The following is a 17,954-nucleotide window of genomic DNA, read 5'->3' as shown; positions in this document are numbered from 1 at the left end:
GGGGTTGGTCGGATGCTTACGAAAAAAGGAAAAATGAACTAATTGGTAAATCAGATAACCAGAAGTTCGACAGTGTCATAGAGTTGTTACCGCGTAATAGTGAGGTTTTTGATTTCTTAAAGAAGGACAGTAATTTACCCTTCTCAAAGGTAAGAAAAAAAGGAAAAAGTAGTTCAGGTCGTAAAACCGAACACCATACAAACAAACAGTTGAAACGGTTTCCCTCTCAGTTTAAGTTGAATCTTAAAGAGGACTCATCGGGTAGAAAGATTAAAACTATACCTCTTAATAAAAACGGTTATGTTGATATTAAAACAGATGTAGACGATGATTATTTATTCAGATCTTCTGATGCAGGAGAGCTTCAAATTGATATTTTACAAAAAACAAATATAAATGAAACTATCTCTAATGAGACAGGAAAGTCAGAGAATACGACTGTCAAATCAATCACTGTAAATAGGTCTGGCCCATCTGAAGGAAACATTCGTTTGGATATCAAACCTACAAAAGATGCTAAGGTAGGAGATGAGGTTGACATTAAAGTTAGTCTATCCTCACCTTCAGAAGATTTTACATGTAGGTTTACTGTTAGAGTAGATGAAAAGATTGCTCCCTCAAAAAATACGAGCGAAAAAAATGGTAATAAGTTTCCTAAACCTCCAGTATCTATTAAGGTCTATGAAAGTGTTCAGGATGAGAAAATGGGTAAAAGTTGGGATGACTATGATTGGGATGGAAATGATATTGTAAAAGTCATAGGTTCTAGTGAAGATAACTCCTCTTTAATAGATGCAATCGCCATTAACATGGATTCCTATGTGTTGAAAAATTTTATTAATAAGAACAAATACACTAGAGAAAAAGATATTCAACGCATTTCCAACAAGTATTTTCAACTCATCTATACACACTCATTAGGGCTATATAGTATATGTACTAAGATGCAAGATAGCGAAAAAACTGAGAGTGTAGATAGTGATAAATCATACGATATACAGCAAGTTGATGATTTCATATCAAGTCTAGTTAAATCTTATGCTAGTTTTTTATTATATATGGATTTGCATAATGAGGAAATCATGAAGCAAATGAGTGATGAGGATTAAAGTTATAGTTGTTCCATAGGAATAAAAGCCAGATACATAGGGTGTCTGGCTTACATTTACTACCAACCTATATTAGTACAGGATATATATTAATATTAAACATTTTATTATTGTGATTTAGGTCTAATACATGGTTACCGAGGCATCAGGTACGCATCAGTTATTACAGAAATTTGGAGCCCGAAATCGCATATTTCGGAAGGTTGTAAATGGTAGATAATGAGGCCCTGCTTTTTCTTTTAGCTTTTAGCTATAATAATATTTAATTCAACTGCAGTGGTAGCTGGTTATTTTTTAATATCTTATTTTTTTCATCGTTTATGCTTTTCTATTGTGAGCCTTAAGTGGTTATATCAAGTTCCGGAAACTCTTATCAGCACAGGCCGACCTTCTATACTCATTATTTTTACGAGTTCAAAAGTTCGTTAATTTCATGCACAGTAAGTAGTATTAATTATCTTTATTTTGAGCCTGTTCAATTAGCTCCTTCACTCTCGCACTTTCTTTTAAAACACAGGCTTCATAAGCTGACAGCTCTTTGGCTTCTTGCTCTGCCTGTTTCTCCTGCTCTTCTTTTTGTTTGAAGTATTCTTCCAGCTCTTCTGGTTGTGAGTAACTCATTATAATCTCCTTATGTTTTATTATTTAGTGTGGATTAAGCGGTTCAAGAGGGGCGGTTCACCAGTTAATTAAATATGGGCTTTAACCTTTAAATATTTTCTAATATCTAATCATCGCCTAATAAAAGTGGTTACAGCTACTTATAGCTGGAGCGATCGACATACTTTTTATTAAGCGCCTTTAAGATAGCGTAGGTTTCTAAATCCATCATCCCATTTATCTTCTGAGGTCGGAAGTGGAGCTGAAAAGCATAAATGACATCACGGCTAGACTTATCCCACTCATTGCTGTCATTGATTTGATAACCATAGTCGCTAAATAGCTGTTTAATCTCGGGAATAGTGGCAGTCTCAAACGAACCCTCAATTAAAAAATGCTGCTTATCGCTTTCATCATACCAAGCGCCGACACCATATTGTTTATATAGTTTTTCCCAAGGGAATTTAGCACCTGGATCGATTTTACGTGAGGGTGCCATGTCCGAATGACCAATAATACTGGTAGGCTCAATATCATAACGGGCAGCGATATCTTGTACTAGCTGAGCCACTTTTTTGATTTGTAAATCAGTAAAATTAACATAATGATGCGGTGGATGGTAACCATTATTTGCCTTTAACGCCATCTTAGCGTTTTGGCCACGAAACTCTGGGGCAATGCCTAGATTTACAATTTCAATGCCGATAGAAGTATCATTCAATATCTGTCTGCCCTCAAACCCTCCTGCGCCTGCATGCCAAGCCCGTTCATTTTCAGGAACCAGTTGGTATATTTTTTGATTATCAGCCAAAGGCACTAAATAGTGAGCACTGACGTTGCCTTTGGTTAGAATTTCTAGTGAAGCCGCTTCGTTTTCGGCGGTGTAGTGCAAAACAATAAAGCGTATACGTTGGCTTTTTCCTTGAGCTTGATGACTTTTATCAATCACATAATGAGGGGAATTATGGACAGCACAGCCACTAAGTAAAGACAGAGCAAGACTTATACCAACAACGGAGTTCAATTTCATCATAGAATTATTTTCAAAGAGAATGGGCCCAAAATAGTATCAAGCCAAACAGGTAGCTTTATTATAACGTTAATTCTGAGGCGTCATTGTGTAAGAGAGTTTAAGCTTTAGAAACAAACATACTGCATTGTTGCTAAATTTAAAGGTTTTAGGGATTAAAGAGAATATTAAGTAAAAATAGACAATTTGCTATCGGCATACCAAAAAATAAATTGTATGATTTTGATAATCTCATAAATAAAGCGACAGTATACTGCTGCTCTGAACGAGATTGGAGATTGGTAGTATGGCAATATTGATTGAAAGACCTAGTAAACTTGATATTGCTTATTACTTTATGTTTTTTTGATATTATTCAATTATATGCCTTAAATGGATTTATTTATTTTTCGATAGGAGTCGATATGAAACGTTTAACTACTCTACTTGCTACAGCGACACTAACCGGTCTATTATCAACCACAGCTATGGCAGCTTCATTAAATGGTACGCAGTGGCAGTCTGTTGATGATAAAACAAAAGAGAAAAAAGCGGTTATTAAAATGACCGAGAGTAACGGGGTCGTGACAGGGACTATTATTAAGCTTAATGATGCTTCACAGGCAAAAGAAGTTTGCTCAAAATGTGAAGGCTCATTAAAGAACAAACCAATTGTTGGTCTACCTATTTTAACTAAGCTTAAAGCTGACGGTAGTAACTCTTGGTCTGGTGGTGACTTAGTTGATCCAGAAAGTGGTAAAGTTTATGGCGGTACTGTGAAGCTTTCTGAAGATGGTAAGACCCTGAAGTTAACAGGTAACGTTAAAGGTATGCCATTCTTGAAGCGTAGCCAAACTTGGACTCGCGTTAAATAAATAGCTTTAATAATGCAATAGATATAATAAATTTTCAAAGTATAAAAAAGGTTAAAGGGCCAGGCTCTTTAACCTTTTTTTATGGCTTATTTTTGACGGTTGTGTGGCTCACACGCTCCAGTATTTAAAATTTAAAACAGAGTTTTTAAGGTGTCAGAAGGTTTTATATCCCCTTGTGCATCTAATCTATCACTCTTATCTCGCTTTGGTACCACGGTTAACTTAGCATCGCTTTCAAAGATTACAGCAGCCACATCTTCGTAATCATGAATTCCTTCGCTGCGCATGGCACATTCAATCTCCTGACGCGTCAAACGCTCTTTTCGCATGGCTTCTGGTAAGAACTGACCTTCATAGAACACCACGCGAGGCTCCGAGAGAATGGTGTTGGCAAATTCTGGAGACAAGGAAGCGTATTTAGTCACTAGATATTGTAAGGTAAGTAAAGTGATTATCGAAGCCATCCCTTCAATGATAGGAACGTTTTTTAAAATAACCGTACTGGCTCCTATAGAGCCAATCATTACGGTCACCACCCAATCAAAGTTATTCAACTGTGAAGTAGAGCGCTTACCAGACACCTTATGAAGCAGTACTATACAGATATAGACCACTGCTGCTGAGATAATCATCCTTAGCAGGGTTTGTTGACTGTCAAAAAATAACATATCCATAACTTATCAGGGGTTCCCTTAATCTATGATAAATGGGCTCATAGCGTTATTGTTTAGCGGTCCAGTCTAACATCGTATCTAATACGTAGCGAGCTTCGTAAGTATTAAAAGGTTGATCTGTAGCAGTGCCATTAATTATCCCAACCACCACATAATCTTGACCAGACTGACCACGAACATAGCCTGCCATTGAAGTGACATCATTCAAAGTCCCGGTTTTAATCCATGCCCGGCCTATAGCTGCAGAATTGGGCAGTCTTTCAGAATGTTCCGCGATGGTGCCACTAATGCCAGCCACGCCAAGGGAATTAACATAGGTATCAAAGTTACGATGATTGTACGCATAACTGAGCAATTCAGCTAAATTCTCAGCCGTCACTGTACAGTCGCGGCATAAGCCTGAGCCATTGGTCATGACCGGAGGTAGTGTAGTTAGGTTGTTTTGCCACCACTGATTGATGGTAGCCAGTGATTTCAAATAATCAGAGTGTTGGGTTTGTCGAGACTTTATGACTTTGGTGATGGGTTTAGCATTAGGATCATCAGATTTTTGTTTAACCTGAGTATATAACGGCAAGGTTAAAGTCACCTGCTCGGTCATCACATTGTTTGAATAGTGATTGATGTCATAAATCTGCTGTGACAGCGGTAAGGAAGGATAGCTGACAAAAGGCAGGGGTGAGGACGGTAATAGTGAAAAAGATGGGGTCAAAACAGAATCTTTGTTTGGGCCCGCACTCATATCAAAATAGTTGCCAAACCGACTTTTTAGGGGGCTTTCGGTATTAATCATTTCTCCTGAAACTGTATTTCCCAAGCCTAGGAACTTAATGTTGCCCGATAAAGTATTCCCCAAATTGAGCCATTGGTTTTTTATCACTCTTTTGGCAAAGTCTTTCGCATCGGGATAAGCAATATAGAAGGTATGGGTGCCACAGCTTTCTGGTAGTTTTCTATTAAAAACCAATCCTGAATCTTGCCAAACAGGAGCCAAACTCGATCGGGCAGAAGAGCATCTTCCGGTGGAGGTGTTTGCAAGAGTGTTAGGCAGCTCGTAATCTGCCAGTCGCGGATTGTAATAAATTTTGGATCGGCCTTTTTGGCTTTCATTTAATAACGGGACTGCAGTCACCTCTACGGAGCTAAAATTAACCAGTAGGCCATCAGGGCTGGCGTTGTAAGGCCGTAAAGGGTCATTGTCAAACGCTGCAGGATCTTTAGTCACCCCTTGAAATATGGAACTGTCTAATACTATGTCACCCTTGATGTGCTGAATGCCTGATTTTTGCACTTGCTCTAATAATTTATTTAAGCGCTGGGCGGTTAGTTTAGGATCGCCACTGCCTTTGATAATCAAATCACCATATAGCGTATTGGCTGAGATAAACCCAGTATGATAGACCTGGGTAAACCAAACAAAGTCTGGACCCAATAAATCTAAAGCCACAAAGGTAGGGATTAGTTTCATGGTACTGGCAGGCGTTCGCGGTAGTTCCGCCAAGTGTCTGACTGGAAACTCTATGCTCGGAGTCGGTTTTTCTACGACAGATAGGCCTGTTGCTTCATTGCTTGTAACAGCAGTTTGAGAAGCCGATTGAGAGTTAGGTTCAGTGACTGCCGGACTGGTAGGCGTGGTTGTGGCAGCACTGCTTTGCTGAGCAGAGGGTTTGGGCTCAGTAGCAGCAGTCCCAGACATTACTATAGTGTCTTGAGTCTCAGGTGGCAGAGCATCGGGATCAGAAGATTCTGCCTCCAATGCTTTGGCCTGTTCGGGCTTAACGGTTTTTGGCAATCTGCTTTTATTAGGTATAGGCTGTGTATTGTTATTTGTCGCAGCATTGATCGGCATAATAAGTAAGCTAATATCCTCGGTACTAATCTTAGCCCGATTTAACGCAGACTCTACAGGGGCTGGAAGCTGAGCTTGAGCCCATGACGATAACCCCAGACACAGACCTAGCGCAGCTGCCATTTTTTTGAAAGGCAGGGTACAGGTTGGTTGGTATTTATGAGGATAATGAGAAGCTAAATTGGCAGGGTTTTTGAGGTTAGACAGAGTCATAAGGTTACAATCAACGGTTAATTTTGAGACAGCAGAAATGGGTTTAGATTCTCCATTATAACGGTTCATGTAGTTAATAAACACAGGGGCAGGGACAAATAGTCAATCAAAGGTGCTGTTAAAGCAGTGGTGAGTTAGCAGTACTGAAAGGACTTAAAGCGATATCATATGAGGAATTTATTTAAGATGTAAAAAGGCCATAGCCGTCATTAAGGCGTCATTGTAAGCATCATGGGCTGCTAGCTCAGGCAGTTTTAATTGCTGACAAATGGCACTTAGCTGCTGAGCTTGATGCGAGATGCCTTGAGTACGATTGCCACTGTAGCGGCTATATAAATCCCGTATGTCGATAACGGGGTTAGGTAGAGCAGTGCCCATATAGGATTTGGTTATTGGATTCAAAAACCCTAAATCCAATTGCGGGCAGTAACCTACGATGGGTCTATTGCCAATAAAGGGCAGTAACCTCTCGAGCATTTGTTCATAACTTAAGCCGTTTTCCACGTCTAGCGGACGTAGGCCGTGAATGACAATGGTGTCTTTTTTTGGCATAACAGGCGGGTGGCAAATCAGGTGTAGACCTTCACCACTTTGTATTTGTGAGCCATTAATATGAATGGCAGCAATAGACAGCAAATGATCTTTTTTTGGATTTAATCCGGTCATTTCACAATCAATAGCCACCCATTGATTCGGCTGTGGTGGCTGAAACATTACCTTATGCTCAGGACGAGTCAATTTCTTTAGATACCAAGCGGACTTTAGGTTCTGCACTAGGTTCATGATTTCCGCCTTCAGGTTAAGCGATATCTAATTGATAGCGTTGACGCAGTTCATTTTTGAAACTTTTTACCACGTTGAGGCACTCTTTTAATAAGTCTCTTTCTAACGCGGATAACATGGCAGGGTCTACTTCTCGAGCCAACTTATTATCGGTAGCAAGGGCAATATCTAACCGTCTTGCCATAAAAAACTCTAACGCCTCGTTTAAAGTTTCTGCCCGTTTAGGGGTAATAACACCCAAATGGGCCAATTGTTGTAGTCGATCTTTGGTACTGGTAGCCTCGAAGATATCGTTTTCTAAGGCCAAGGCACGAATACCGTGTACCAAAGGAAAAATACCGGCCTTTTTTAAGTCAATATCTTGTGGCATGGGTTTGCCGATTAAAGGCACGAACTTTTTCCACCACTGATTGATTTCACCGAACTGTAAAGCAGCTTGTGCAAAGCTGCGCACAAACATAGGGTCGGCACTACGATGAGCAATCTGTAGGTGTTTACGTAACCCCTCAAGCAGACGCTCATCACCGCAAACATATGAGGCGTCTAATAATGATGACAGCCATATGGCGTGTTCCGGCTCTTTTTGACTAAACCAAGTAGATACTTCAGATTTGAAACGGTTTAGAGGCTGTCGCCATAAGGGGTTGGTCATCATAATATTGCCCTCGCATAGAGGATACCCCATGTCTGCTAGTGTTTGATTAAAGGTTTCTGCATAGTCAGCAAGATTGGGGTCGCTAAAGCCATTACGAATAATAAGCGCGTTATCTTGGTCTGTGCGCATGATTTGTTCACCACGGCCTTCAGAACCCATGACGATTATACAAGTGTTTTCATAAACCATGTCTGGAACAATTAACCGCCATAACTTGGCAAACACGTGCGCATTTAACGCTTGGACGATACGACTGATGACGCCGATTTTAATGCCATTATTGTGCTGGGTACGGATATATTGACCGATAGATTCAACCGGCTGTTTTAGACCTTCGATACTGTTGGCCTGCTCAATTTGTAACGACAACAGCTGTGAGTGGTGACTCAAAAAAGCCAATAAATCACTTTGACCCAGTACTCCGATAACCTCCTCATTTTCATCCAAAACGGGAAGGCGGTGCACTCGATAGCGAATCATGGTCAATAATGCTTCACTAATATCTTGTTGATGAGAAATAGTGTGCAGTTTAAACTTGGCATAATCTCGGCACAGGGCTGTGCTCATGTCTACTTGCTCACTTACCGCACGGCAAATGTCTGCATCGGTTAGTATCCCAAGATTGCTTTGATGGGAGCGGGTAGGGTGACGCTCTATCGTAGGGGTACGTTTGACCAACACATGCTTTAAGCCAGCTTTGGTCATGGTCATCGCTGCTTCAAACAAGGTGGCGGTCTCTGAAATGGTATGCACCTCTAGCATACGAATGGCGGTGACTGGCTGTAGCATCAGCTGCTGCGACTCAGCTTGGTTGCCTACTATAGACTGATTCAACGAATAATTAAGATGTTGAGCAGCTGTACTGCTCTGGCTTCGCTCGCTATAAGCCTGCATCCTTTCAGCCAACTCGCCACTCAGTAGCTTGCGGATATGACGGTTTTGTACTGAAAGCTTATCAATGGCTTCAGAGTTTACCTGAAGTAATAAGCTGTCTTCTACGGCATGGTACTGATAGCGATAAGCATAGGCGGCGTTATGCGGTTGATGCAGGGACAAATTTGCGGCGGCTTCAGAGTTTATCTGATCGATAGATGAAATTGAGTTGAACTCATTTGTGGGCTGCTTTCGAGCATCAAACCAGTCATTGCTAAAGTTAGTAGCTGCAAAATCATGCAGCTCCTCGCCATTAAGCGTTTGCTGGATACGCCCTTTTAAAACCACATAAAAGTAGTTATTGTCCTCAGCCGTTAAGGCTTCGTTTTTGGCCAAATAGCGAATTTGGGTTTGCTTTTTGATACTTTCACGTTCACTTGAGCTTAAAACGTCAAAAGGAGGCTGGGTAAAGTCTAGCCTTGTCATGAACCACTCCCTGGTTATGTTTTTGCGTAATTATAATCGTTTAGGTTTTATCTTTAACTATTCAGCGGCAATTTTAATGATAGTACAGGCTTAGCTAAGTAGGGTCTTAATGCGAGTGATGGCTTCCTGGCTTTCTTCGACACTGGCTACCAAAGCCAATCTGACAAAGCCTTTACCTGGATTAGTACCATCAACTTCTCGTGATAAATAGCGGCCGGCTAAGGCGTGGATATTTACCTTTTCAAATAAAGCCTTAACAAAAGCCTCATCATCTAGATTACCTTGCTTATCTTTAAATTGCTCGGGAACTTGTACCCAAAAATAAAAGCCAGCATCTGGTTTATTAAGCTTTAGCAAATCTCCAAGCTCACTCATCCATAAGTCAAACTTTTGGGTATAAAGCTGTCGGTTTTCTTCTACATGAGTCTCATCTTGCCAAGCGGCAATAGACGCCAACTGATGGTGAATAGGAAGGGCACAGCCTTGATAAGTACGGTATTGAAGGTAGGGCTTGAGTAGATTGGCATCACCGGCCACAAAGCCTGAGCGCAAACCTGGTAAGTTTGAGCGCTTTGATAAGGAGTGAAAAACGACACAGTTTTTATAGTCATGGCGACCCATGTTGGCACAGGCCTCTAGCAGACCTACCGGCGGCGTATCAAAATAAAGTTCGCTATAACACTCATCACTGGCAATAATAAAATCATGATGATCAGATAACTCAATTAATGCCTGCCAGTCAGCTTCACTAAATACGGCGCCAGTAGGGTTATTAGGACTACAAACGAAGACCAGCTGAGTGCGCTGCCATATTTCACTGGGCACAGAGCGGTAATCGCCTTTAAAGTCATTCTCAGCATTACAGGCGACAAAATAGGGCTCTGCTCCAGCCAGTAAAGTGGCTCCCTCATAGATTTGATAAAAAGGGTTGGGCATGACTACCAAAGGTTTGTCATTGCTGCTTGTCACTTTAGAATTATCAATGGCCGCTTGTACGAAGCTAAATAAAGCTTCACGAGTGCCCATAACCGGAATAATCTGTGAGTCGACATCAATGTTTGATAACTTAAAGCGGCGGCTTAACCATTGGGCAATCGCTTGGCGTAACTCCAGTAGTCCATTGGTGCTAGGATAGTTTTGCACCTTATTTAAGTTGTCGGCTAAGGCCTTAACCACAAAATCGGGAGGCGTATGCTTAGGCTCACCAATCCCTAATTTAATGGTTTGATATTCGCTAGCAGCTACTGAGTCCTGAAGCAGAGTAGCCATCTTGGCAAAAGGATAAGGGTGCAGCAAGTCTAATTTTGGATTCATGGATTGCCTACTTATGGTCATCTTTAATTATTTATGCTCTTCTCTGAGCTTTGGTATTATATCTTGCCTGAATTATTAGGTTAGCCGCAAGGCGTAAGCTGTTGTATTAAAATGCTCTTTAAGCGCTCAAGCTTCGCTTCACTAAGCATCGCATCGCCTCTATCACTAATGTAAAACATATCTTCAGCGCGCTCCCCTAAAGTGGTAATTCGAGCTGCATGCACCTCAATTTGCTCATTCAAAAATACTTGACCAATACGGGCTAGCAACCCTGGCTGATCGAGCGTGGTCAAACTCATTACGTGCTGACGACTGGCTTCATTATAGTGAAAATCAATAGTGGTTGGTACTTGGAAGTTTTTTAGTCTGCGCGGCAAACGCTTGTGTACTAACTTGGGAGATTGAGGGTTTTTAAAGGCCTCAATTAAGCGGCGACTTAATTCTGCTCGAGACTCAGGATCAGTTAATAAAGTGCCATGACGGTCTAATAACACATAAGAGTCCAAAGCAAAATCACGGGTGGCAGTGATAATTCTAGCGTCTAATACATCCAAGTTCATTTGATCAAATACGGCCATGGTCACCGCAAATAGATTGGCCTGATTTTGAGTGTAAATAAAGATTTGTACCGCATCTAGTGCCAACTCTCGGTGCTCACGCAGCACAATAAGAGGCTCACTATTGCTATCCGAGGCTCGACCAATAGGAGGGTGGTTTAAGATGGCTTCAGTGTGCCACATTATGGCTTCAGGGATCTCTCGTAAGAAATACTCATCACCCAGTTCATCCCATAAAGCCAACACTTCTTCTCTATTCATATGCTGATTGTCTACTTTATCTAGCATGGCCAACGCTTGCTGACGGGTAGTGGCAATCATTTCTTGGCGGTTGGTGGGGGCGTCTAAATCTGCTCGTAAGATTCGGCGTGTCTGGGTATAGAGTTGCTTCATTAGGCTGGCGCGCCAGCTGTTCCATAACTGAGGGTTGGTGGCATTCATATCAGCGACCGTCAACACATATAAGTGGTTCAAGTGAGTGACGTTGCCCACAAGATTGGCGAATTTAGTGACCACTTCAGGGTCAGAGATGTCTTGTTTTTGGGCGGTCATCGACATCAATAAGTGATATCGAGTTAACCAGCCAATCAGTTTGGCATCGGCTTCACTCATACCGTGATTTAAACAAAACTCAATGGCATCAATCTCACCCAGCTCGCTATGATCCCCGCCGCGCCCTTTCGCAATATCATGGAAAATAGCGGCTAGTATAATGATTTCTTTGCGCTCGATACGTTTATAGATTGAGCCTACCAGGCCGAAATCATCTTTATATTTAGGATCGGTAAAACGATGCAGCATACGAACCAATAGTAAGATATGGGCATCTACGGTGTAACGGTGAAATAAATCGTACTGCATCAATCCCACTAAGTTGGCGAACTGAGGCATGTAATTGGTCAATACGCCATAGCGTTTCATAATACGCAAACGCTGATATAAGTAATTTTGCTCTTTGAGGTTGGCTAAAAATAGCTGTTTATGCAGCTCAGTATCGCGGTAACTTTGATCAATACCTCGAGCAGCAATTTTTAGTGCTCGTAAGGTGCGAGTACGGATTTTCTTAATGCCTTGCTGTCCCATCAATAAGAACATCTCTAAGATGGCTTCAGGATGCTGAGCAAAGACATGGTGATGGGCGATACCGATTTGATCGCCTACTTGATTGAAGCGAGCGTTTAATACAGTTTTGGTGGGACGCTCTGATTCAGGAAGACGGGCTTCAATTATGGTTTCATAGTAATGAGAGGTAAGCATTTCCGAGAGCGTTGAAATTTGCATAGCGCATCTATAATAGTCGCGCATAAAGTTTTCAACAGCGGCATTCGGCTCGTCCTCTGCAGTTTGTTCATAGCCCATACGCTCGGCAATATCGCGTTGGTAATCAAATAGCAGTTTATTTTCATTGCGGCCCGTTAAGTGATGCAAATGATGACGGATAAGCCATAAGAAATCCTCGGCAAACATTAGCTCATCAAACTCTCTTTCGGTTAGGAACTCTTGTGGCACTAAGTCATAAAGTTTACCGATTCTAAAATAGCGCTTGGTTATCCAGCCAATGGTATGGATATCACGCAAGCCACCTGGCGATTTTTTGATATCAGGTTCAAGGTTGTACTCAGTACCATTATGACGGAGGTGACGGGCACGAGCTTCGGCCATTTTTGCTTCATAAAAATCTTTTTGAGACCACAGCTGTTGCACAATATCATTAGGAGCCTGGCTCAGACTTTCATTACCTACCAAGAGGCGGGCTTCGAGTAAGTTGGTGGCAACAGTGATGTCTGTGGCCACTTGCAAGCAGTCTTGAACGCTACGCACTGACAATCCTGGCTCAATACCTATGTCCCATAGTCTGGCCACAAAAGCATCTACTTTTTTGTTTGTTTCATCGTTTAAGGTATCAGGGGACAGTAATAAAATATCCACATCAGAGTAGGGCGAGAGCTCACCACGCCCATAACCGCCGACTGCGAATAATGCCAACTCAGTCTGTTGTAACTCATGTAGCTTAAACAGTTCAATAAGCAGGCTGTCTATCGCCTCAGCACGCGCCTCAACCAAACTTCTTATGTCTACGCCCTTAGCCAATGCAGCTGAGATGTCTTCTTCAACCTGCTTTAGCCAGTCAGGTATACCTAAGTTCCTAGACTGGGCAGAGGAGACATTCGATAGATCAGGTAACTCAGTAATTAAAGTGTCGATTGAGTCGGCAATAAACATGTTGGAGTCCAAGCAAGGTTTGTGAGTTGGGGATATATATTTTTAATTTTAAAAATGGTTATACTTTATAAAAGGCTCTATAAAACAGTTAAAGTTGTATTTACCGTTTATGATATATTCCTTTTAAAAAATAGGTGGTAATGAAGCTCTGCTTAATTTATACAGTATAGAGCCATGTTAATAAGGTTTACATCATTTTTGCCAAAAAAAAGACTGCCTAAGCAGTCTTTTTTTATTGAATTAAGCAGTTAAGAAGCTTAAGTCTTCTTCTGGACGGGTAGTGAATACTTCACAGCCGTTGTCCGTCACCATTAAAGTGTGTTCCCACTGAGCGGTTAATTTGCGGTCCTTGGTAATCGCTGTCCACTGATCAGGTAAGATTTTGGTCTTCCAAGTGCCCTGGTTGATCATCGGCTCAATGGTAAAGGTCATGCCAGTTTTTAACTCCATGCCAGTACCTTTACGGCCGTAGTGCATCACTTGTGGTTCATGGTGGAATTGGTTACTGATACCATGACCACAGAATTCACGAACGATACTAAAGCGTTCAGGCTCTACCACTTCTTGGATGGCTGCGCCAATATCGCCCAAGTGAGCACCGTTTTTTACCACGCTCATACCCGCATAAAGTGCTTTTTGTGCCACTTCACAGATACGCTGGGCCATTATTGAGCCTTCGCCAATAATCCACATTTTCGACGTATCGCCATAATAGCCATCTTTAATCACAGTCACATCGATATTAATGATATCACCGTCTTTTAAGATTTTATTATCGCTGGGAATACCATGACATACCACATGGTTTACCGAGGTACAGATGGATTTAGGGAAAGGGGGCTGACCATAATTCAACGGCGCAGGAATCGCACCTTGCTCATTAACAATATAGTCATGAGCCAGTTGGTTTAACGCTTCAGTAGTTACGCCTTCTTTAACATGCTCATCAAGCATGACTAGAACATCGCTGGCAAGTTTACCAGCAATACGCATTTTTTCGATGGCTTCTGGGCCAAGTATTAAATTGTCTGTTTTACTCATAATATTTTTGTTTTTCAAGTTAGTTTGGAGAAATAAAAGACGGCTGATATAGCATCGAGGCATAGCATTGGCCACGTGCAGGAAGGATCAGAGGTCTGATAACGAAAGCTGCTTACTTTGTACTTGCCTTGGCTTATCTTTTTACTAATCGCAAAAAAATTGATAGCAGCAAAACTTTTATATATACGAGCCAAGCGCTTTTGGTAATGCCTTAATAAGGGGCCTATTATAGCATAGCCATCGTAATCGTTTATTTATAGAAGTGTTATGCCACTCATTCTACAGACCGATTAAATCCCTATTAAAGCGGGTGCAAATTGCCATTAAATAGGGTTAGGGCAAGGCTTCTATCTTTACTTTATTTGTGGTAAAATACCGACCTTATTTTCTTTCTGTCTTGTGGACAACCAAAAGGTTAGTCTTTAAGACGTATCTAAAGTAAATATAGATTCACTTATTTAACCAATGACACACACATTGCGTTTAAGAATTACTGGGTGTTTGTCGGCTTGATTAATTTGTTTGGTTATACGGCGTGTAGCTGATTAATAAAACAAATGCGTGTCGATAAATCGGTAATTTTTGCAGTGTGGAGGCATAACCCAATTTTACTAAGGAATTCACATGTCAAACAGTCCAACTAATATGCCAATGCGCGACCTTTTACAAGCGGGCGCTCACTTCGGTCACCAAACTCGTTTTTGGAACCCAAAAATGAACCAATATATCTTTGGTGCTCGTAACAAAATTCATATCATCAACCTTGAGCACACTGTTAAAGCGTTCAACGAAGCATTGACTTACGTTAACGGTTTAGCGGCTAAGAACAACAAAATCTTATTTGTTGGTACTAAGCGTGCAGCAAGTGGTGTAATCCGTGAGCAAGCTTTACGTGCTGGTATGCCATACGTTGACCATCGCTGGTTAGGTGGTATGTTGACTAACTGGAAAACTTTACGTCAGTCAATCAACCGTTTAAAAGAGCTAGAAAAACAAGCAGAAGACGGTACTTTCGCTAAGCTAACTAAGCGTGAAGCGTTAGAGCGTACTCGTGCAATGGAAAAACTAGAGCGCTCTTTAGGTGGTATTAAAGACATGGGCGGTCTACCTGATGCTATCTTCGTTGTAGACGTTGATCACGAAGCTATCGCTATTAAAGAAGCTAAAAACCTAGGTATCCCAGTTATCGGTATCGTTGATACTAACTCAAACCCAGACAACGTTGACTACGTTATCCCAGCTAACGACGATGCTATCCGTGCTGTAACTTTATATGTTACTCGTATGGCTGACGCTATCATCGCTGGTAAAGAATACGCTAAAACACAAGCTGGCGGTGCTGCTGAAGCTCCTGCTGCTGAAGAAGTTCAAACTGAAGAAGCTGCAGCCCCTGAAGCTGATTCAGCTGAGTAATAGAAGTAACAAGCAGAAGAATTGAATTAAGTAACATTTTTTAGACGGTGCTGTAACTCAGCTTAAATAGCTGAATGATAAAAAACGGTATGACTCTAAACCGTTACTTAATCTCATAAGTACTCTATGACTTATTGCGGCATGATGTGGAAAACCTCGTCATGCCCTTGTCATTTTAGAAACTTACACTGCGCAATTGATCGAATAATTTTCTACACCATAACTACTCAAATAGAGGAAAAGATATGTCTAATATTTCTGCTAAATTAGTAAAAGAACTTCGTGACCGTACTGGTCTTGGCATGATGGAATGTAAAAAAGCACTAGAAGAAACTGGTGGTGATGTTGAACAAGCGATCGACAACCTACGTAAATCAGGTCAAGCTAAAGCTGCTAAAAAAGCAGGTAACATTGCAGCTGACGGTGCTATCGTTATCGCTCAAGAAGGCAACAAAGCGCTTCTATTAGAAGTAAACTGCCAAACTGACTTCGTAGCAAAAGACGATAACTTCACAGAATTTGCTAACAAAGTAGCTGAGCTAGCTCTAGCTAACAACACTACTGATGTAGCAGCTATCTCTGAGCTTGACTATGGTAACGGTCAAACTGTTGAAGAAGCTCGTGTATCTTTAGTACAAAAAATCGGTGAAAACATTCAAGTACGTCGTGCACAAATCGTTGAAGGTGACAATCTAGCTTCTTACCGTCATGGTCTACGTATCGGTGTTGTGGTATCAACTGAAGGCGGTAGCGAAGAAACTGGTAAGAGCCTAGCAATGCACATTGCTGCATTCAACCCAGTAGCAGCTAACGACACTGACGTACCAGCTGACGTTCTAGCTCGTGAAAAAGACATCGCTGAAGCCAAAGCTCGTGAATCTGGCAAGCCTGACAACATCATCGAAAAAATGATCGAAGGTAGCCTACGTAAGTACCTAGACGAAGTAGTATTGGTTCGTCAAGCATACGTAATGGACAACGACAAGAAAGTTGGCGATGTTCTAAAAGCTGAAGGCGTAACTGTTAAAAACTTCGTACGCTTTGAAGTTGGTGAAGGTATCGAGAAGAAAGAAGAAGACTTCGCTGCTGAAGTTGCTGCTGCTCAAGCCGCTGCTGCTAAGTAAGTTTAAAGTCAGTCTCATATAGTCTGTCTGAATTGGAGAATACGAGCTTAGCCTAATATAATCCGATATCATGACTGGACTAATGATACGAAAAGCCCATCACAATGTGATGGGCTTTTTTATTATCGTTTATTTGTACTTGCTTTAGTTAATAGTAAGATATTTAATATAATATAGTCACTTAATATACATTTTACTTTCACCACATTATGAGAACATGCCAAATACGGATATTATTTTCAAGGATCTAAACAGTAAGGATAGGCCCTTCTTTTCATATCCTTCCACTCATGCCGCTTTAAGGATTCGACAGCGTACTTCAATGCTACCTCATGAGCTAATGCATTTTTTAGATCTAAATATTTGTATTGATATCACTCAAGAATATGGAACGTATGGCACTCATAAAAAGCATCTATTATTTTATAGCCCTAAAGATTATTTTTATTATGTGGCCATACAAGATGGGTTGAGTGGTAAAGTTATTACCGTACTTCACTTAGGTTTTCACAAGAATCTAGCTTGGCCTGTTACTGATGAGCAATGTAAAGCTGCGCGTCAAGTCTACTTTGACTATATTTCCCAGCTTGAACAAGAGATGAGCACTGTCAAAAGTGAGTCTAATATTGATCAAAATTTAAATTATCAACAGGCTAAAGATAAAGTAGAGAATGACCGAAAGTTTAAAGAAATAACGAATTTTAAAAGAACATATAAGGTTTTAGTTAACGCACTGTATATTTGTGAAGAAGGTCAAGCCAAGAGAAGAACTTTATTCAAATTGTCTGTCGATTACTATATCAATGATTTTGAAAAAAGTATTAAGCAACTGCTTTATAACAACATCGAGATTACACAGCGAATTGATCATCATATTAGACGAAAAAGACTATTTCACGAGACGATTTATAGATTAGTTTTTGAGAATAAAAAGGATCTAAATGAAAGCTATATTTTTGATTTTAGGCCCTGGTGGGAAGCCCAAGAGCATGCTGCGCACTATGCAATACAAAGAAAAATAATGAATCAATGGTTAAGTAGCTATCAAACTAAATGCTTAGCCTTACCTGTCCCTAACTCTGTGAAGCTATTAAGATTGTGGTACTAATTTAGCTCACAACTTTGATTCACAAGATAGTCTGCGCTGTGTCTCCTA

General features: G+C 40.9%; 14 protein-coding genes. 5 read left to right on the top strand and 9 right to left on the bottom strand.

The annotated features are described in order from the left end of the window. Positions 1–1,109 (top strand): hypothetical protein (locus B3S92_RS11555; RefSeq protein WP_296206276.1); only part of this gene is annotated, 1,109 nt, incomplete at its 5' end. Positions 1,110–1,559: 450 nt separating this feature from the next. Here the strand turns inward: B3S92_RS11555 and B3S92_RS11550 are convergent. Both B3S92_RS11550 and B3S92_RS11545 read right to left on the bottom strand, forming a co-directional pair. After that, on the bottom strand, positions 1,560–1,730 hold the full coding sequence (locus B3S92_RS11550) for a hypothetical protein (RefSeq protein WP_296206274.1): 171 nt from the start codon (positions 1,728–1,730) through the stop codon (positions 1,560–1,562). Positions 1,731–1,866: 136 nt separating this feature from the next. After that, positions 1,867–2,742, bottom strand: a complete 876-nt coding sequence (locus B3S92_RS11545) for an N-acetylmuramoyl-L-alanine amidase (protein WP_296206272.1) — start codon at positions 2,740–2,742, stop codon at positions 1,867–1,869. A 401-nt stretch (positions 2,743–3,143) separates the two neighbouring features. Between B3S92_RS11545 and B3S92_RS11540 the strand changes: the two genes are divergently transcribed. Then, the gene (locus B3S92_RS11540) at positions 3,144–3,593 is read left to right on the top strand and encodes a DUF2147 domain-containing protein (RefSeq protein WP_077452025.1); all 450 of its coding nucleotides are present in this window, start codon (positions 3,144–3,146) and stop codon (positions 3,591–3,593) included. Positions 3,594–3,724: 131 nt separating this feature from the next. Here the strand turns inward: B3S92_RS11540 and B3S92_RS11535 are convergent, their stop codons facing one another. From B3S92_RS11535 to map, 7 genes are all read right to left on the bottom strand, one after another. Beyond that, positions 3,725–4,267, bottom strand: a complete 543-nt coding sequence (locus B3S92_RS11535; protein ID WP_296206268.1) for a DUF421 domain-containing protein — start codon at positions 4,265–4,267, stop codon at positions 3,725–3,727. Positions 4,268–4,313: 46 nt separating this feature from the next. Continuing rightward, positions 4,314–6,329 (bottom strand): D-alanyl-D-alanine carboxypeptidase/D-alanyl-D-alanine-endopeptidase, encoded by a 2,016-nt coding sequence (locus B3S92_RS11530; protein ID WP_296206266.1) that lies wholly within the window; start codon positions 6,327–6,329, stop codon positions 4,314–4,316. Between the two features lie 177 nt (positions 6,330–6,506). After that, positions 6,507–7,112, bottom strand: coding sequence for a 3'-5' exonuclease (locus B3S92_RS11525; RefSeq protein WP_296206263.1), 606 nt, complete (start codon positions 7,110–7,112; stop codon positions 6,507–6,509). 16 nt (positions 7,113–7,128) lie between these two features. Further along, on the bottom strand, positions 7,129–9,126 hold the full coding sequence (locus B3S92_RS11520) for a DUF294 nucleotidyltransferase-like domain-containing protein (RefSeq protein WP_296206260.1): 1,998 nt from the start codon (positions 9,124–9,126) through the stop codon (positions 7,129–7,131). Positions 9,127–9,216: 90 nt separating this feature from the next. Then, complete coding sequence (dapC, locus tag B3S92_RS11515) at positions 9,217–10,440, bottom strand: succinyldiaminopimelate transaminase (RefSeq protein ID WP_296206258.1); 1,224 nt, start codon at positions 10,438–10,440, stop codon at positions 9,217–9,219. An 80-nt stretch (positions 10,441–10,520) separates the two neighbouring features. Then, positions 10,521–13,220, bottom strand: a complete 2,700-nt coding sequence (gene glnD / locus B3S92_RS11510) for a [protein-PII] uridylyltransferase (RefSeq protein ID WP_296206255.1) — start codon at positions 13,218–13,220, stop codon at positions 10,521–10,523. A gap of 240 nt (positions 13,221–13,460) precedes the next feature. Then, positions 13,461–14,324 (bottom strand): type I methionyl aminopeptidase, encoded by an 864-nt coding sequence (gene map, locus B3S92_RS11505; protein ID WP_279626172.1) that lies wholly within the window; start codon positions 14,322–14,324, stop codon positions 13,461–13,463. 561 nt (positions 14,325–14,885) lie between these two features. On the opposite strand from map, the gene rpsB reads away from it, so the two are divergent. The 3 genes from rpsB to B3S92_RS11490 all read left to right on the top strand — a co-directional run bounded on the left by rpsB (position 14,886) and on the right by B3S92_RS11490 (position 17,906). Further along, positions 14,886–15,674, top strand: a complete 789-nt coding sequence (gene rpsB / locus B3S92_RS11500; protein WP_077450761.1) for a 30S ribosomal protein S2 — start codon at positions 14,886–14,888, stop codon at positions 15,672–15,674. Between the two features lie 245 nt (positions 15,675–15,919). Further along, complete coding sequence (tsf, locus tag B3S92_RS11495; protein ID WP_077450760.1) at positions 15,920–16,798, top strand: translation elongation factor Ts; 879 nt, start codon at positions 15,920–15,922, stop codon at positions 16,796–16,798. Between the two features lie 217 nt (positions 16,799–17,015). Then, entirely contained in the window at positions 17,016–17,906 is an 891-nt protein-coding gene (locus B3S92_RS11490; RefSeq protein WP_296206250.1) for a hypothetical protein, read from the top strand. Positions 17,907–17,954 lie beyond the last annotated feature (48 nt).

It is taken from the genome of Psychrobacter sp. UBA3962, from assembly GCF_002385225.1.
GTDB lineage: Bacteria > Pseudomonadota > Gammaproteobacteria > Pseudomonadales > Moraxellaceae > Psychrobacter.
The sequence above is the reverse complement of the archived record's forward strand: the minus strand, read 5'-3'. Positions and strand labels throughout refer to the sequence as shown.

Coding starts and splice junctions, on each gene's coding strand:
- B3S92_RS11550 (WP_296206274.1), bottom strand. CDS start 1,730: ATGAGTTACTCACAACCAGAAGAGCTGGAAGAATACTTCAAACAAAAA.
- B3S92_RS11545 (WP_296206272.1), bottom strand. CDS start 2,742: ATGATGAAATTGAACTCCGTTGTTGGTATAAGTCTTGCTCTGTCTTTA.
- B3S92_RS11540 (WP_077452025.1), top strand. CDS start 3,144: ATGAAACGTTTAACTACTCTACTTGCTACAGCGACACTAACCGGTCTA.
- B3S92_RS11535 (WP_296206268.1), bottom strand. CDS start 4,267: ATGGATATGTTATTTTTTGACAGTCAACAAACCCTGCTAAGGATGATT.
- B3S92_RS11530 (WP_296206266.1), bottom strand. CDS start 6,329: ATGACTCTGTCTAACCTCAAAAACCCTGCCAATTTAGCTTCTCATTAT.
- B3S92_RS11525 (WP_296206263.1), bottom strand. CDS start 7,112: ATGAACCTAGTGCAGAACCTAAAGTCCGCTTGGTATCTAAAGAAATTG.
- B3S92_RS11520 (WP_296206260.1), bottom strand. CDS start 9,126: ATGACAAGGCTAGACTTTACCCAGCCTCCTTTTGACGTTTTAAGCTCA.
- dapC (WP_296206258.1), bottom strand. CDS start 10,440: ATGAATCCAAAATTAGACTTGCTGCACCCTTATCCTTTTGCCAAGATG.
- glnD (WP_296206255.1), bottom strand. CDS start 13,220: ATGTTTATTGCCGACTCAATCGACACTTTAATTACTGAGTTACCTGAT.
- map (WP_279626172.1), bottom strand. CDS start 14,324: ATGCCTCGATGCTATATCAGCCGTCTTTTATTTCTCCAAACTAACTTG.
- rpsB (WP_077450761.1), top strand. CDS start 14,886: ATGTCAAACAGTCCAACTAATATGCCAATGCGCGACCTTTTACAAGCG.
- tsf (WP_077450760.1), top strand. CDS start 15,920: ATGTCTAATATTTCTGCTAAATTAGTAAAAGAACTTCGTGACCGTACT.
- B3S92_RS11490 (WP_296206250.1), top strand. CDS start 17,016: ATGCCAAATACGGATATTATTTTCAAGGATCTAAACAGTAAGGATAGG.